Genomic DNA, 16,034 nt, shown 5'->3' on the forward strand with positions numbered 1-16,034 from the left:
GAGGCGGCGCGCTCGTCGCGCCGCCTCACCGTTCTCGCAGCGGGCGAAGGGATGCAGCATGGACGTGCCACTCATCGAACTGACTGGGATCGTCAAGAGCTTCGGGCCGGTCAGCGTGCTCAAGGGGGTCAACCTCACCGCCTACGCGGGCAAGGTCACCGCCCTCGTAGGCGACAACGGCGCGGGCAAGTCCACCCTCATCAAGGGGCTCGCCGGCGTGCAACCCTACGACGAGGGCGAGGTGCGATTCGCGGGTGACATCGTTCATCTGCACAGCCCCCGCGACGCCGCCCACCTCGGCATCGAGGTCGTGTACCAGGACCTCGCTCTCTGCGACAACCTCGACATCGTGCAGAACATGTTCCTCGGCCGCGAGAAGACAGAGGCCGGCACCTTCGACGAAGCACACATGGAGCGCGAGGCGGCCGAGACCCTGCGCCAGTTGTCGGTGCGCACGGTCAGATCGGTGCGGCAGAAGGTCTCATCACTCTCCGGCGGGCAGCGACAGACGGTCGCGATCGCGCGTTCGGTGCTGAAGAAGGCGAAGCTCGTCATCCTCGACGAGCCGACTGCCGCCCTCGGCGTCGCCCAGACCGAGCAGGTTCTGAACCTGGTGGAACGGCTCGCCGAACAGGGCGTCGGCGTCATCATCATCAGCCACAACCTCGCCGATGTCTTCGCCGTCGCCGATTACATCAGCGTGCTCTACCTCGGCCAGATGGTGGCGTCGGTCAAGACCGCGGACACCAACCGCGACGATGTCGTCGGCTACATCACCGGCAGCAAGACCTACGCAGGAGCCCCAGAATGAGCCGGACATCTCCAGACACGACGCCCACCTCGGCGCTGGCCGCGCAGAGCACAGCAGAGCTGATCGGCAGCGGCCAGGAAGGCACGTTGGTCGATCAGGCCAAGGCCTGGGTGCAGCGCCTGCGCAGCGGCGACATGGGCGCACTGCCCGCCATCGGCGGGTTCATCGTGCTGAGCATTCTCTTCTCGTTCCTCAGCCCGTTCTTCTTCACCGAGCGCAACTTCGCCAACCTCATGACCCAGGCGGCGACGCTCGTCATGCTCGGGATGGCGCTCGTGTTCGTCATCCTGCTCGGCGAGATCGACCTCTCCGCCGGCGTCACAGCCGGCCTCTCCATGTGCGTCTGGATCACACTCGTGAATGTCGCCGGACTCAACTGGATCCTGGCCTTGGCGATCGCATTCATCATCGGGTTGACTGTCGGCGCCTTGATCGGCTTCTTCGTCGCAAGGGTCGGCATCCCGTCATTCGTCGTGACGCTGGGCCTCTTCCTCGGCATCCAGGGTCTCAACCTCATCATCATCGGCAGCGGCGGGCTCTACCGGGTGCAGGTGCCAGAGGTGCTCGCGATCATGAACAGCAACATGCCCGTCTGGGCGGGCTGGGTCATGCTCGCCATCATGTTGGCCGTGTCGTTCGGGATGTCGATGTGGGATCGCTCGCGGCGCACGCGCGTCGACCTGCCGAACCGCACGATCACGCTGCTCTGGATCAAGCTCGCCGCGATCGCCCTGATCGGCGGGGCCGCCGTGTGGGTGCTGAGCCAGAACCGCGGAACCGGGTTCAGGGCGGTCGAGGGCGTACCCATCGTCGTGCCGATCACGCTCGTCATCCTGTGGATCGGCACCTTCGTGCTCGACCGCACGAAGTACGGCCGCTACATCTACGCGGTTGGCGGCAATGCCGAGGCCGCCCGCCGCGCGGGCATCAAGGTCGTGATGATCCGGTGGACCGCGTTCATCGTCTGCTCCGGCCTCGCGGTCGTCTCCGGCCTGTTCAGCATCAGCAAGGTCGGATCCGTGGATGCCGCATCCGGCAGAGACATCGTGCTGAGCGGTGTCGCCGCAGCCGTCGTCGGCGGCGTGAGCCTCTTCGGTGGGCGCGGCCGGCTGATGCATGCGGCGATCGGTGCGCTCGTCATCGCCGTGATCACGAACGGCCTCGGCCTGCTCAACCTGCCGGCGGGTGCCAACCTCGTGATCACCGGCGGCGTGCTGATCCTCGCGGCGACCGTCGATGCCCTCTCCCGGCTTCGCGCGGGCGGTTCGCTCGTTCGCAGTTGATTCCCTCCGGCACTCGAGCCGTCACTCGCTGTCACTCTGCATGAACGCGAGCACGGCGGCCACCCGCCGGTGCACGCCGGACTCCGGCAGGCGCAGCTTCGTGAAGATCGCGTTGACGTGCTTCTCGACGGTCGACGACGAGAGGAAGAGTGCCTGCTCGATGCCGGCATTGGTCTTGCCCTCCGCCATCGCGCGCAGCACATCGAGCTCGCGCGGCGTCAGCGCCGCGAGCGGACTCGCGGCGCCGGCCCGACTGCGCCGGCGCACGAGCGTGTCGACGATCTGCGGATCGATCACCGAGCCGCCTGCACTCACCTCGCGGAGCGCTCGCACCAGGTCCTCCAGGTCGCCGATGCGGTCCTTCAGCAGGTAGCCGAGGCCGGCGGCTCCCTCGGCGAAGAGGGCCAGCGCGTAGCTCTCGTCCGCGTGCTGGGAGAGCACGACGACACCGATGTCCGGGTGCGCGGCACGGATGGCGCGGGCAGCCTCGATCCCCTCCATCTGGTGGCTCGGCGGCATCCGGATGTCGGTGAGCACCGCATCCGGGGCGAACCTTTTCACCGCGTCGAGCAGCTCATCCGCGTTGCCGGTCGATGCGACGACGTCGATCTCGCCGGAATCCTCGAGCAGGCGCCGTAGCCCCTCCCGCACGAGGTAGTTGTCCTCGGCGATCACAACGCGCACAACGGTCGGCTCATCCACCACGGCCACCGCCCAGACCGGGGTCCGGCGCCGGGTGGGCCACCGGCAGCTCGGCGAGCACGGTCGTGCCCGTCGGCAGGGCCGTCGTCACCCGCACGGTGCCGCGCAGTGCCGCCACCCTGTCGCGGATGTTCGCGAGACCGCCGCTCGTCGCCGCGGCCGGCCTGATCGCGCCAAGGCCCCGACCGTCGTCGGTGATCGCGATCCGCAGCTGTCCGTTGCTCCGTTCCAGCCTCACCGTTGCCCGCGTCGCCTGGGCGTGCTTGGCCGTGTTCGCGAGTGCCTCCCGCACCACGTAGTACGCCGTCGTCTCGACGTCCTCCGGGTAGCGTTCCGAGCGCACCGCGGCGTCGGCCTCGACGATGAGCGCGATGGGGAACCGCGCCATCCCCGACTCAACCGCCGCCACGAGTCCGTTGTCGCTCAGCACGGATGGGTGGATGCCGCGGGTGATCTCCCGCAGCTCGGTGAGTGTCTCGCGCGCCTGATCTTGAAGTTCAATGAGTTCCGCCGCGGCGAGTTCGCCACGCTGCAGGCGGTTACGGGCCAGGCGCAGCCCCGCGATCTGCGCCACCAGGTTCTGTTGAATGCCATCGTGCAGATCACGTTCGAGCCGGCGCCGCTCGTCATCCTGCACCGCGACGAGCCGCTCGCGGGAGGCGCGCAGCTCCTCGAGCTGCTCGGCGAGCTGTGCGCTCAGGCGCACGTTCGCGACGGCCGCCGCTGCCTGGCCGGCGACGGTGCGCAGGAGCGTGCGCTCGGCAGAGCTGTAGTCGCCGCGGCGCCGCCTGCCGACCTCGATGCGGCCGAGAACGTCTTCTCCGTGCACGAGTTCGCTCGACTCGACGGAATCTCCAACGATCTCGCCTGCGACGCCGATGGGCGTGGCGGATGTCGCGCCATCCGTTGGTTCCAACCGGATCTGCACCCACGAGGCATCGAGCCCGTCACGGACCGCCTCGGCGAGCCGCGTGAGCAACTCGCGGCGATCGCCGGCCTGTTCGAATTGGGCACCGAGTGTGCTCAGCATCGCGAACTGCCGCTCGCGGTCACCGAACAAGGCCCGATGGAGCCGCCGCTGCATCCACCCGCGCACGGGCAGCAGCACGACCGCGAGGAGGGTGGTGAGCAGGATCGCCGGCACCGGCCTGAGTGGGGGCGTGAGCAGCAGGCCCGGAGTCGCGACGCCGGCCGCGTAGACGACCGTGATGAGCAGACTCGACGCGCGTTCGACACGCGCTCCGCGGTCGCCGGGCCCGATGTCGAATGCGCCGTAGCGGAGGATGCCGTGGATCGCCGCCAACGGGATCGCGATCATCGACGCGTAGACCAGGAATTCGACGCCCCAGAGCCCTGGAACGAAGGTCCAGAGCAGGAACGCCACCATCGCCGAGCCGACCGCGAGGCCCATGACGCGGGTGCGTGCGCGCACCTCAGGCTCTCCGAAGAGTGCGCGGGACGCGAGCACCACGACTCCGAGCACGACGGCCGCCCAGGACTGGACGACGAGGTAGTGCACGGCGGGGGCCGCCCACTCGAGCCACGGCACGACGTAGGGGTTGGGAATCGACTCGCCGCTGATGCCGATGAACTGCGACATCACGACGTGCGGGGTGGTGAGCAGGGTGAGCGGGCCGACCAGCACAGGAGTCCAGAGGAAGATGATCGCGATCCGCTGCCAGCGGCGCTCCGGAACGCCGTCGGGGAAGGTCGCGAACACGACCAACAGCGTCGACGTCGCCACCGCGTCGGCGGTGAGGTGGAGCACGTTGACGAGCGGGAACCACGGCTCCCCAATGATCTCGAGGTTGAGGTGCACGAAGGTCTCATACGCCGAGCCGAAGAGCATCGCGGTCGACCCGAGCCCGATCAACAGGGCGATCCGCGATGCGGAGACCGTGAGCAGCCACATGCCGAACACGAACAGCGGCAGCGCGCCGAGCAGCGGCCAGGCCAGGCCATGATCCGAGTTGACGTCTGGATCGACGAAGCCGCGCATGGCGACGACGTAGAGCAGTGACGCGACCCCGATGGGGCCGAGCGTCGCAAGGCACAACCACCTGCGGTCCACGTTCCCATCGTCCTCCTCCTCTGCCCGCTGCGGGAGGGGGTCTACCCCGTGCCGTTCTGGCGGCTGTCCGCCAGGAGCGCTGCGACGATCCGCACCGCACGATGCGGTTTGCCGCGATCCGGCGGGCGCCGCCGCCGCGCGAGAGTGGGCGAAGCGGATGCCGCACCGCGCAGCCGCACGAACAGGGAGGTTCATCATGCACAGGGCCTATGGCGTCATCGCCTGGATCATCGCCGGCGGGGTCGCCGTTCAGGCGGCCGCGATCGCGTTCGGAGTCGGCGGGATGGTGCACTTCGTGCAGGACGGCGGGGTCGTCGACAAGGCGCTGATCGAGAGCGGCCAGGTCACGTACCTCGGAGAAATCGGGTTCTGGATCCACGCCATCGGCGGCGCGGTGGTCATCCCGCTCGCCGCCGTCATCCTGCTCCTGCTCTCATTCGGCGTGCGTGTGCGCGGCGCCCGGATGCTGGCCGCGATCGTGCTCGGGCTGGTCGCGCTCCAGGTGATGGCGGGCTTCGGGCTTCGCGATCTGCCCTACCTCGGCCTGCTTCACGGGGTGAACGCGCTCGCCGTGCTGCTCGCCTCGGTTTACGCCGCGCTGCGGGTCAGCCGCTCCTCGCGGAAGACAATCGAGAAGGCGACATCCGATGCCGTCCCGGCGTGAGGTCGTTCGCCGCGTGCTCCTCGGTGCCGCGGTCACGACCGCGATGCTGGCCGTATTCGTTGCCTGGCAGGGAACCCTGTTGGGTGAGTATTCGGTCATGGAGATGGGCGGGCCCACTGGCGAAACCGGCCACGCGGGCCACGCCGACCACGCCGCGCCGGCCGGACTCCCCGGTGTCGGCGCCGTGCCGGTCAGCGTGAGCACGCTCACCGCTGATCCAGACCGCCCAGCCGATGTGCGGGTTGAGCTCGTCGCCAGGCAGGAGCGGTTTGAGGTGCCGGGTGGCCGCCCGGTCGACGGGTACACCGTGAACGGCCAGTCCCCCGGCCCCGCCATCCGTGCCAGGCAGGGTGAACTCGTCGAGGTCGTACTCATCAACGAGTCGGTGGCGGCCGGCGCGACGCTGCACTGGCACGGCATCGACGTGCCGAATGCAGCCGACGGTGTCGCCGGCATCACGCAGGACGCGGTTCCCATCGGGGGTCGGCACGTCTACCGCTTCGTTGCCGCCGATGCCGGCAGCTACTGGTACCACTCGCATCAGCTTTCCCACGAGCAGGTGCAACGCGGGCTGCTCGGCGCGATCGTGATCGAGCCGACGGACTCCCCCGCTCCGGACGCCGGGCCCGAGCTCATCGCCCTCCTGCACCTCTACGGCAGCGAGCACACGCTGAACGGCCGGGTGGCAGACGAACGGGTGCCAGCGGCTCCCGGCCAGGCGGCGCGGGTGCGCGTGATCAACACCGATCAGGGCACCGCTGCCGTGTGGTCGGCCACCCCGTTCCGCGTGGTCGCGGTCGACGGCCACGAGGTGAACGAACCGGGCGAGGTCAGCGATCGCACGCTCCTCATCCCGGCCGGCGGACGCGCCGACGTCTCGATCCGGGCGCCGTCGCAGGGTGCGGCGCAGCTCCGGGTGGGTGGCGCCCGCAGCGTGCTGATCGGGGAGGTGACGGATGGCGCCGTGCTGCCCGATCCGGTGCGCCAACCCGCCGATCGCGTCGACCTGCTCAGCTACGGCGCACCGATCGATCCCGGCATCGACCGGTCACACCCCGACCGCGAGTACGAGTACGTGATCGCCCGCCGCTACGGCATCATCGACGGCCGACCGGGCAACTTCTGGACTGTCAACGGCCGCATGTTCCCCGACGTGCCCATGTTCGCGGTGAGCGAGGGCGATGTCGTCGTGATGCGGATCCGCAACGACTCCGGCGACGTGCATCCGATGCACCTGCACGGCCATCACGCCCTGGTGCTCTCCCGCGACGGGGTCGCGGCGTCCGGCAGCCCCTGGTGGGTGGACACGCTCGATGTTCGGCCGCACGAGTCATACGAGATCGCCTTCGTCGCCGACAACCCCGGCATCTGGAGCGACCACTGCCACACACTTCAGCACGCGGTCGACGGACTGATCACCCACCTCATGTACGACGGGGTGACGACGCCGTTCACGATCAATGGTGACGCGGGCAATCACCCGGAGTGAGCGAGCATACATCGAAGAAAAGCTCGATGAAACTCTGAGATTTCATCGATTTCATCGCATCTTTTTGCTAGACTGAGTGCATCAGAAATCGCTCGTGCCCCGAACGATATGTCTGGAGAACCGGATGCACCCGTCATCCCCGCCCGAAGCACGTCCCACCACTGATTCACCCGATTTAGCGCTGCTCTTCGACCGCATCGAGCAGGCCGTCGACGCTCACACGGCAGGCAACCGAGCACAGGCTCGCCTCTGGGCAGCACTGGCCGAGCTGATCCGACTCGCCAGAGCGAACCCGCAGATCTATCTGCGCCCGGTCGGTCTCGCCCAATCAGATGCACCTGAGCTCGCCGCGGATGCCGCCGCCTTCGACGCCGGCCTTCGGCTACAGCTCTCCTCAGCCCAGGTGCGCACGATTGCCTTCCGGGCACAGACCCTCGAAGACCGGATGCCGCGACTCCACGCCGCGTTCCAGCTCGGCGCCACCAGCGCAGCACACGTCGGCGCGGCACTCGAACTCATCACGGGGTGGTCAGAAGACGGCGCGGTGCGTGCGTTCGACGAACAGCTGGCCGAGCCAGCCGGAAGCCTCACGCTGCCGGCGTTCCGCACCAGGGCACGCCGGCTGAAGGAACGGCTCTCGGCTGAGCCGCCCGAGCTCCGCCACGCGCGCTCCTTCGCCGAGCGCCGTGTCTGGATCGAGCCCGACGAAGACGGCATGGCGTGGATCCACGCCTTCGTCGCCGCGCCCGATGCCGTGCGGATCGTGTCCCGGCTGAACGCGACCGCCCGTGCCGAGCAGAAGAAGGTCGCGATAGGGCAACCGGGATGGCGCTCCCGCGACCAGATCCGGGCCGACCTGGCCGTGGCCTGGCTCGCCGGCGACGGAACGTCGACGGCCGCCAGGGTCCGGCCGATTCTGCTGGTACCCCTGCTCTCACTCATCGCCGACGGCGACGAGCCCATCGAGCTGCGCGGCTATGGCACCGTCGACAAGGCCACGGCGGCGCGGCTCATCGCCGGGGCCCCGTCGTTCCGCCGCGTGGCCACCGACCCGTTCACGGGCGAGCGACTCCGCTACGACCGCACCCGATACCGCCCGAGCACAGCGCAACGCGACTGGATCGCATTCCGCTACGAGAGCTGCATCGACCCGACCTGCTCCCGACCCGTCGACGACACCGACATCGACCATCTGCGTTGATCAGGACCGCGGAATGGGTGCGCGATCGCGGTCGCACCAACGACGACAATCTCCTCCCGCTCTGTGAGCAGGCAAACCGCCGTAAGAACCTCAGCCGCATCGAGTACAGCCGGTTGCCCAACGGCCACGTCACCATCACCACACCCACCGGGCACAGCGTGGACACCGAACCGGCGCCCTTCTGATCGGACGTCGTTCCGGTATTCGCGTTTCGGCATCCGCGACTCGGCATCTGGCATTCCGCCGCCGGGGCTGGACAGCGCGCATTCGGCGCGCGAAGAATGAACCTCGTTGGCCGTGGCCCTCGCCACGGCGGAAGGAGGGATCCGACCATGGGAACCATCACCGCAAGCCTGTTCATCTCACTCGACGGCGTCTACCAGGCGCCGGGTGGGCGCGACGAAGACCGCGAGAACGACTTCGAGTACGGCGGATGGCAGGCGCCACTCTTCGACGAGGAATCCGGCGAGGCGATCGGCGCCGACCTCGAGAACCTCGATGCACTCCTGCTCGGGCGGAAGACCTACGACATCTTCGCGGCCTACTGGCCGAATGCCGGCGACGGCCCGATCGCCACGAAGTTCAACGCGGTACCGAAGTTCGTCGTCTCCCGCACCCTGCGCGATCCTATCTGGGCTGGAACGACCGTGCTGCCGGATGCCGCATCCGCCGCGCGCCTGCGCGAGGAGTTCAATCAGGTGCAGGTCATCGGCAGCGGCGCGCTCGTACGGTCGCTGCTCGCGGAGGACGTGCTCGACCGGCTGCAGCTCTGGCTCTATCCGGTGACATTCGGTCAGGGCAAACGGCTGTTCGACACCGGCACGATTCCCGCCTCATTCCGGCTGGTTCAGCCGGCCCGCAGCTTCGAGAAGGGGGCGGTGTCGCTCGTGTACGAGCGCGCCGGAGAGGTCGAGACCATGGACATGCCGGATGAAGATGTGCCCATCGAACCGCGGACCTGACCGCCGCCGCTCTCAGGCGGCGGCCCCGTCGAGCGCGATGATTCGGCGCACCACGCGACCCTCCTCCAGGGCGTCCAGTGCCTCGTTGACCTCATCGAGCGTCACGGTGTCGCTGTGCAACAGTTCCATCGGAAGCAGGCCGGCCCGCCACAGCTCGATGTAGGCGGGGATGTCACGAGCGGGTACGGCGTCGCCCATGTAGGAGCCGAGCAACCGCTTGCCCATTCCGGCGAACTGCAACGCCTGAACGTCGAGCTGCTGTTCCGGATGCGGCAGGCCCACGGACACGAGGGCCCCGCCGCGCGTGACGAGCGCGAGCGCGGCCTCCATCACTCGAGCACTGCCGACGGCCTCCACTGCGAGGTCAACGCCGTCACCGGCGTGCTCGGCGACGAGGGCCGCAGCCTGCTCTGGCGTTCCGACCGCGCTCGCGCCGACGGCGAGGGCCAGTGCGTGCTTGTCGGTGTTGGGGTCGATCGCGATCACCCGCGTGCCATCGATCTGCGCCGCGGCCATGATGGCGGTGAGGCCGACGGCGCCGAGTCCGAACACGATGAGGGACTGACCCGGCGTCATCCGGCCGGTGTTGAGCACCGCCCCCATACCGGTCAGGGCGGCGCACCCGAACATGGCCGCGATGTCAAACGGCACGTCCTTGTCGATCACGACGAGGGACTCGGCGGCGACGACGGCGTAGTCGGCGAAGCCGGAGACGCCGAGGTGGTGGTTCACACGGCTGTTGGCGCCATCGCGCAGCACGGCGTCGCCGTGCAGCAGGCCGCCGGAGGCATTGGCCTCGGCGGCACGGTAGCAGAGCGCGGGTCTGCCGGCCGAGCAGGCCCGGCAGTCGCCACAACTGGGCACGAACACGAGGACGACGTGGTCACCGGGACTGACGCCCTCGACACCGTCTCCGACGACGTCGACAATTCCGGCCGCCTCGTGGCCGATCGCCATGGGGAGCGGGCGCGGGCGCGATCCGTTGACGACGGACAGGTCGGAGTGGCAGAGGCTGGCTCGAACGATGCGCACTCCGACCTCACCAGCGCGCGGCGCCGGAGCGCTGAGTTCTTCGATGCTGAGTGGGCGCGAGTCGGCATAGGGGCGCGGCAAACCCGCCGCACGCAGCACGGCACTACGCATCCGGGCTTGCCTTCATCTTCACGACGACACGGTTCTCGAGCAGCGGGATGATCGTTCCGAGGCCGATGGTCTCGAAGTGCTCGGAGCTGCGGTGGGCATCGAATCCCGCCGCATCCGTGTAGCTCTCGACGATGACGATCTCGTCGGGGTTCTCGACCCCGCGATAGAACTCGTAGCTGAGGTTGGCAGGCTCGGTACGGCTGGCGACCGCGAGCTCGGCGAGGTGCCCGAGAACCGTCTCGGTCTGGCCTTCCTGCGGGTAGTAGCGGGCGATGACCTGATAGAAATCGGCAGACACAGGAGTTCTCCTAAAAAAATGGGGTGGCGGATGCCGCGGCCTAGCGCCGCGTGGTGTTCCAGAGGGCGACGTCGCTCGTCGAGACGGCTTTCGCGCCGCCCTTGATCGCCGCGACGACGTCCTCGGTGCTCGTCACGAAGCCGGCGGCCACATAGGGCGACAGCCTGGCGAGCTCGGTCGCGGAGATCGAGGAGATCACCGGCCACGGCATGAGCTGCATCAGGTGCGGCTTGCTCTGCTGCACGGCGTTGATGCTGCGCGGCAGCGTGGATCGGTCGGTCACGAACACCTTCTGCATCGTCACCATGCCGAGTGCGTTGGCGCGCTGGATCAGCGCGGTGCGGGTGGTGATGAGACCCGGCGTGCCGATCTTGCGGAGGTATTCGACGCCGCCGCGGTCCTGGGCGAGGCCGTCGCAGTTGTCGATGTTGACGAAGACGAACTTGCCTGCGGCCGCAGTGCGGGTGACGACATTCTCCATGTCTGGCAGCGCGACGTTCGCGACGATTCCGACCGGGCACGGCCCAGAGAGGAATTCGGCGAGCGCGTCGGTGCCGTAGAGCGACGCCATCACGGGATGACGGTAGAGCTTCTCGTCGAGGGAACGTGGGAGCTCTGGCATGGATGCATCACCTTTGCTTGCGACCGCAGGCATACTCACTGCGACTAGGCCTCGAGGCCCAGTTTACCGGGGTTGAGCAGGTTCTTCGGGTCGAGCGCGGCCTTCACCGCACGCAGCACGGCGAAGCCTGCGCCGAGGGACTCCTCCATGTACGGCGCGCGCAGCAGCCCGACGCCGTGGTGGTGGCTGAGCGTTGCGTTGTGCTTCAGGATGACGGCGTTGGCGGCATCCCAGGCGGCGCGATACCACGCAGCGCGCTCGTCGACCGCGACGTCGCCGCGCAGCGAGAAGTAGAGGCAGGCGCCGTCGACGTACGCGTGTGACTGGTGCGCGGAACCAGCGAGCGTGCCCGGCACCGCGTTGATGGCGGCCACGACCTCGTCATAGATGGCGGGGAGGTCGCGCCAGCGCCCCGTCATCTCCAGGGTGTCCGCCACGAAGCCGGGGCTGCGCTTGAATCCCTCCGCGCTCTTGCCGGTGAGGTAGCGGGTGTCGAGCCAGCGCTCGAAGATCACGGCGTCGTCGAGCTTGGCGCCCGTCTCGGCACAGACTCGCTCGCTGATCGCGAGCACGGCGTCCACGATCTCCTGCGCACCCTCGTCCGCGATGAGCAGCACGTTCTGATCGGCGAGGTCGAACTGGAGCCCGCTCTCGAGGTTGTCGTAGAGACGCAGCGCTGCGGGGTTCGCCCCCTGCTGCATGATCTGGCGGCAGGCCTCCAGGCCGTCGGCGAAGCTCGCGAAGCCGTAGGCGATCGCGCGGCCGTAGTCCGGCAGTCGGTGCAGCTTCAGACGCACGGTGGTGATCACACCGAGCGTGCCCTCCGAACCGATGATGAGCTGAAGCAGATCGGGGCCGACGGCAGCCGCCGAGGTCTCCCCGACCGTGATCAGTGAGCCGTCGGCCAGCACGACATCCATGCCGTAGACCATGTCCTCGATCTTGCCGTAGCGAGTCGAGAGCTGGCCGGCACCGCGGCAGGCGACCCAGCCGCCCACCGTGCTGATGGCGTATGAGGACGGCCAGTGGCCCATCGTCATCCCGAAGTCCTTCTGCACCATCTCCTCGAAGATGTCGCCGAACATTCCGGCCTCGACCTCGACGATCTGGCTGGCCTCATCGAAGCTCACGAACTTGTTCATCTCGCAGACGTCAAGCACGATGCCGCCGCGCACGGGGAGTGCTGAGCCCGTCACGTTGCTGCGTCCGGCAGAGACGGTCACCGGCACGTTGGCGGCATCCGCGATGCGCATCACGGCCTGCACCTGCTCCGTCGTCGACACCTTGGCGATCACGGCCGTCGGGGTGGCCGGCGTGCCCGCGGTCTCACCGATCATGCTTCCGGCCCACCAGTCGCGGGTGCCGGCGATGACGTCAGCGGTCTCGGTCACGAGCTCGTCGACGGCAGCGGCCAGCTGGGCCAGCACATCGGCCGAGACGACGACGGCGTCCTTCTGGAAGTACGCCTCACCACCGACCTTCTCGATGCCCGCGGCGTAGCCGGGCTGCGTCGGCGCTCCGACAACGTAGTTGCCGCGGTTGTATCCGCGCTTGACGGCTTCCTTGCTGATCATTGTGATTCTCCCATCAGGATTGCGCGTTCATGCGCTGTTGCGGTTGTGTATGCCGACACCTGGGCGTCGACCTCGGCGTCGCTGAGTCCCAGCTCGGCCTGAAGCAGTTGCCCGACCCGGCCGGCTGCGGCAGCCGATGCGTCGCGCGCCATGAGTCTGGCCCTGGTGCGGCGCGACAGGATGTCGTCGACGCTGCGTGCCATCTCGTGTCTGGCCGAGTACACGACCTCCGCCTCGAGGTATGGCAGGCCGTCGACGATCGGTGCCGCGAGCTCCGGGTTGTTGCCGAGGATGTCGGTGACGAACTGTGCCTCGTTTCCGTACCGCTCGCCGAGGTGGGCGGCGAGTCCACCGGATGCCACGACGGCTTCTCCGTCGTATCCGGCGGCCCCGAGCAGGTACGCGTTCTTGGTCATGCAGCGACGACGTTGGCCGATGACCCGCTGTGCCGCGTCGATCGTCTGCTCGGCCATGTGACGTGACGTGGTGAGCTTGCCGCCGACCACCGTGACGAGTCCGTCGTGGTCCACGCGGATCTCGTGCTTCCGCTTGACGTCGATGGTCTTGCCGCCGGGCGGTGCGACGAGCGGGCGGCACCCGCCGATGCTGCCGACGACGTCATCCGCGGAGAGATCGGTCTTCAGCGCGGAGTGCGCCCCCTCGATCAGGAAGTCCATCTCCTCGCGGGTGCAGTTCACATCGTCGAGGTCGCCCTGGTAATCCTCGTCGGTCGTGCCGAGGTAGGCGGTGTCGCCCCAGCGCGTGATGGTCGCACGGCGGTTGCGGCCGGGAACGGGGATGGTCACGGTGCAGTCGTTGCGGATCTTCATCCACGGCACGGCGATGTGCACGCCCTTGGCCGGGCGGATGTTCGGAGCGTCCGCGTCCTTGCCCGCACCGTTCCAGTCGCGCAGCCAGGCGCCTGTCGCGATCACGACCACGCGGGCGGATGCCGCCACCTCACGTCCGTCGATTTCCGCGATGATTCCGCTGACCTTGCCGCCGGAGCGGGTCACCTCGGTCACCTTGGCGCCGTTCAGCACGACGGCGCCGTGGTGGGCGGCCGTGCGTGCCAGCGCGAGGGTGAGCCGCGCGTCATCGGCGCGGGCGTCGTAGTACATGTAGCCGCCGTCGAGGTTCTCGCCCTTGAAGGTGGAGCAGTGGGAGAGCACCTCCTCCTTGGAGAGTTTCTGGTGCAGAACGCCCTCGCGCCAGCCGCCGGCGATGTCGTAGGTCCAGAGCAGACTCTCGAAGCCGGCTGCGAGGCGGCGGTCGAAGACGCCATCGTGCGCGAGCACCGGGAAGAGGAACGGCAACCGCTGCACCAGGTGTTTGGCGTTCTTGCGCAGACGCTGGCGTTCCAACAGCGAATGCCGAACCAACGGCAGGTTGCCCTGCTCGATGTAGCGCAGTCCGCCGTGGATCATCTTGGATGACTTCGAGGAGGTTCCTGAGGCGAAGTCGTCCTTCTCGAGCAGGGCGACGCTGTATCCGCGAAGCGCGGCGTCCATGGCCGCATACGCCCCGGTGACGCCTCCGCCGACAATGATCATGTCGAAGCGGGCGCCGTCGATGCGCGCGACGTTGTCTCGGCGACTCAGCGGGAGCGCGTCGACCCTGGTCATCAGCGCGCGGGCTGTATCGGTCTTGCGGGCGGGCAATCCAACCATTGTGTGGTTCTCTCCTACTTACTGTGTGCTGAGCTCGGAATGAGCGAAAGGTCTGCCGCGATGCGCGCGTTCCAGGCGCTGCGCCGCTCGAGGCGCTCGTCGGCGCTGATGCGTGGCTCGAAGATGTCGCCGCTGCCCATCGACGCGGCGGCCTCCTCGAGCGAGTTCCAGAGCAGCCCGTCGCTGCCGGCCAGGAAGGCTGCGCCGCGGAGGCTCGCCCCCTCGGATGCCGGCAGCCGGCGCATCGGGACACCGACGAGGTCGGCCTGCATCTGAATGAGTGGGTCACTGGCCGACATGCCGCCACCGACGACGATCTCGGTGATCGCGGTGCCGGCGACCTGCTCGTCCGCCTCCGCGCTGGAGGCGACCGAGTGGGCGATGCCCTCCAGAACGGCGTACGCGATCTCCGGCAAGGTCGTCGACATCGAGAAGCCGCTCAGCGAGGCCTTGGCTTTGGGCTCCATGACCGGCATCCGAAGCCCAGTGAGGGCCGGAACGAACATGACCCCGTTGGCGTTGGCGACCGTCGCCGCGAGCTCGCTGATCTTCTTGGACGACTCGAACCAGCCCAGCGTGCCGCAGACCCAGTCCAGTGCGGAGCCGGTGGTCGCCGTGAAGGTCTCGATGGTGAAGACGGAGCGGTTGTGGCGGCGCCAGCCGACGAGGGTGAGTGCACCGTCGTAGAGGCCGGGGTTGGCCGGGGCATCCGGGCCGATCACGAGATCCACGAAGCTTCCCGTGCCGTGCACGCACATGGCCTGGCCCTTGCGCAGGCAGCCCAGACCGATCGTCCCGGCGTGCTGATCGCCGGCCGCGGCGAGGATCGGGATCTCGATGCCGAGCAGCTCGGCGTTCGTCACCCCGAAGTCGTCGGCGTCCTGACGCAGCTCCGGCAGCAGCTCAGCGGGGAAGCCGAGGGCGCTGATCCAGTCGTACTCATAGTCGTGCGCGGCAAGATTGTACGCGCCGGCCGATGTCGCATTGGTCGAGGTGGCCGCGTAGATGTGATCGCGCGACAGGCTCCACAGCAGCCAGGTCTCGATCGTGCCGAAGCCGAGGCGTCCCGCGCGGTGGGCCTCTGCCACCTCGGGAGTCTCCCGCAGATGGTGGGCGGCCCACAGATAGGGGGATCGCACGCCGGTTGGGCGGCCGACCGTGGTGACCAGATGCTCGCTCCACTCGGCGCTCAGGGCCGCGAGTTCATCGGAGTATCTGCTGTCCTGCCACACCATGGCCGGCACAATGGCGCGCCCGGTCACGGTGTCCCACAGCACCGTCGTCGCCCGTTGCGTGGCGATGGCGAGGCCGACGAGCGTGACCCCGTTGCCTGCCGCGCGGGCGATGACCGCGCGGCAGGCGTCGAGTGTCTTCTCGAGAATCGCGTTGGCATCCTGTTCGACGACACCGGCGACGGGTGTCTGTACCCGGAGCGGGCGGTACTCGAGAGCGTGGACCAGGCCGTCGGCCGTGACCCACGCGGCACGAGTGCCTGTCGTTCCTTCATCAATGCTGAGAATCGCGGGGATTGTCATGTCGGATGC

General features: G+C 68.2%; 15 protein-coding genes. 7 read left to right on the forward strand and 8 right to left on the reverse strand.

Going from position 1 to position 16,034, the window contains the following annotated elements:
- Positions 1–58 precede the first annotated feature (58 nt).
- Positions 59–811: an ATP-binding cassette domain-containing protein gene (locus ASC66_RS08575; protein WP_055837643.1), complete on the forward strand. Its 753-nt coding sequence runs from the start codon at positions 59–61 to the stop codon at positions 809–811.
- Positions 808–2,094 carry a sugar ABC transporter permease gene (locus ASC66_RS08580; protein WP_055837646.1) on the forward strand — a complete coding sequence of 429 codons (1,287 nt, stop codon included), beginning with the start codon at positions 808–810 and terminating at the stop codon, positions 2,092–2,094. The genes ASC66_RS08575 and ASC66_RS08580 overlap by 4 nt, the downstream gene beginning before the upstream one ends.
- A gap of 21 nt (positions 2,095–2,115) precedes the next feature.
- On the opposite strand, the gene ASC66_RS08585 is transcribed toward ASC66_RS08580, so the two are convergent.
- Both ASC66_RS08585 and ASC66_RS08590 read right to left on the reverse strand, forming a co-directional pair.
- On the reverse strand, positions 2,116–2,799 hold the full coding sequence (locus ASC66_RS08585; protein ID WP_235496799.1) for a response regulator transcription factor: 684 nt from the start codon (positions 2,797–2,799) through the stop codon (positions 2,116–2,118).
- Positions 2,789–4,867 carry a sensor histidine kinase gene (locus ASC66_RS08590; protein WP_157509711.1) on the reverse strand — a complete coding sequence of 693 codons (2,079 nt, stop codon included), beginning with the start codon at positions 4,865–4,867 and terminating at the stop codon, positions 2,789–2,791. Before ASC66_RS08590 ends, ASC66_RS08585 begins: the two co-directional genes overlap by 11 nt.
- A gap of 196 nt (positions 4,868–5,063) precedes the next feature.
- Between ASC66_RS08590 and ASC66_RS08595 the strand changes: the two genes are divergently transcribed.
- The 5 genes from ASC66_RS08595 (at position 5,064) to ASC66_RS08610 (ending at position 9,183) form a co-directional block, all read left to right on the forward strand.
- On the forward strand, positions 5,064–5,531 hold the full coding sequence (locus ASC66_RS08595; protein ID WP_055837653.1) for a COX15/CtaA family protein: 468 nt from the start codon (positions 5,064–5,066) through the stop codon (positions 5,529–5,531).
- Positions 5,515–7,020 (forward strand): multicopper oxidase family protein, encoded by a 1,506-nt coding sequence (locus ASC66_RS08600; protein ID WP_055837657.1) that lies wholly within the window; start codon positions 5,515–5,517, stop codon positions 7,018–7,020. Before ASC66_RS08595 ends, ASC66_RS08600 begins: the two co-directional genes overlap by 17 nt.
- 94 nt (positions 7,021–7,114) lie before the next feature.
- A complete protein-coding gene (locus ASC66_RS08605; RefSeq protein ID WP_235496800.1) occupies positions 7,115–8,221 on the forward strand; it encodes a DUF222 domain-containing protein in 1,107 nt (368 codons plus the stop codon).
- Positions 8,218–8,406: a hypothetical protein gene (locus tag ASC66_RS18100; RefSeq protein WP_157509712.1), complete on the forward strand. Its 189-nt coding sequence runs from the start codon at positions 8,218–8,220 to the stop codon at positions 8,404–8,406. Before ASC66_RS08605 ends, ASC66_RS18100 begins: the two co-directional genes overlap by 4 nt.
- A 147-nt stretch (positions 8,407–8,553) precedes the next feature.
- Positions 8,554–9,183 carry a dihydrofolate reductase family protein gene (locus ASC66_RS08610; RefSeq protein WP_055837663.1) on the forward strand — a complete coding sequence of 210 codons (630 nt, stop codon included), beginning with the start codon at positions 8,554–8,556 and terminating at the stop codon, positions 9,181–9,183.
- Between the two features lie 12 nt (positions 9,184–9,195).
- Here the strand turns inward: ASC66_RS08610 and ASC66_RS08615 are convergent, their stop codons facing one another.
- The 6 genes from ASC66_RS08615 to ASC66_RS08640 are packed head-to-tail and all read right to left on the reverse strand — an operon-like array spanning position 9,196 to position 16,025.
- Positions 9,196–10,326 (reverse strand): alcohol dehydrogenase catalytic domain-containing protein, encoded by a 1,131-nt coding sequence (locus ASC66_RS08615; protein ID WP_055837666.1) that lies wholly within the window; start codon positions 10,324–10,326, stop codon positions 9,196–9,198.
- On the reverse strand, positions 10,319–10,624 hold the full coding sequence (locus ASC66_RS08620; RefSeq protein WP_055837670.1) for a putative quinol monooxygenase: 306 nt from the start codon (positions 10,622–10,624) through the stop codon (positions 10,319–10,321). Before ASC66_RS08620 ends, ASC66_RS08615 begins: the two co-directional genes overlap by 8 nt.
- A 40-nt stretch (positions 10,625–10,664) precedes the next feature.
- Positions 10,665–11,246, reverse strand: a complete 582-nt coding sequence (locus ASC66_RS08625) for a glycerol-3-phosphate responsive antiterminator (protein WP_055837673.1) — start codon at positions 11,244–11,246, stop codon at positions 10,665–10,667.
- A 44-nt stretch (positions 11,247–11,290) separates the two neighbouring features.
- Complete coding sequence (locus ASC66_RS08630; protein WP_055837676.1) at positions 11,291–12,820, reverse strand: FAD-binding oxidoreductase; 1,530 nt, start codon at positions 12,818–12,820, stop codon at positions 11,291–11,293.
- Entirely contained in the window at positions 12,817–14,490 is a 1,674-nt protein-coding gene (locus ASC66_RS08635) for a glycerol-3-phosphate dehydrogenase/oxidase (protein WP_055837680.1), read from the reverse strand. The genes ASC66_RS08630 and ASC66_RS08635 overlap by 4 nt, the downstream gene beginning before the upstream one ends.
- A 14-nt stretch (positions 14,491–14,504) precedes the next feature.
- On the reverse strand, positions 14,505–16,025 hold the full coding sequence (locus ASC66_RS08640) for an FGGY family carbohydrate kinase (protein ID WP_055837683.1): 1,521 nt from the start codon (positions 16,023–16,025) through the stop codon (positions 14,505–14,507).
- Positions 16,026–16,034: the final 9 nt, after the last annotated feature.

Origin of the sequence: Leifsonia sp. Root4, from assembly GCF_001425085.1 — a bacterium.
Classification (GTDB): Bacteria; Actinomycetota; Actinomycetes; order Actinomycetales; family Microbacteriaceae; genus Microterricola.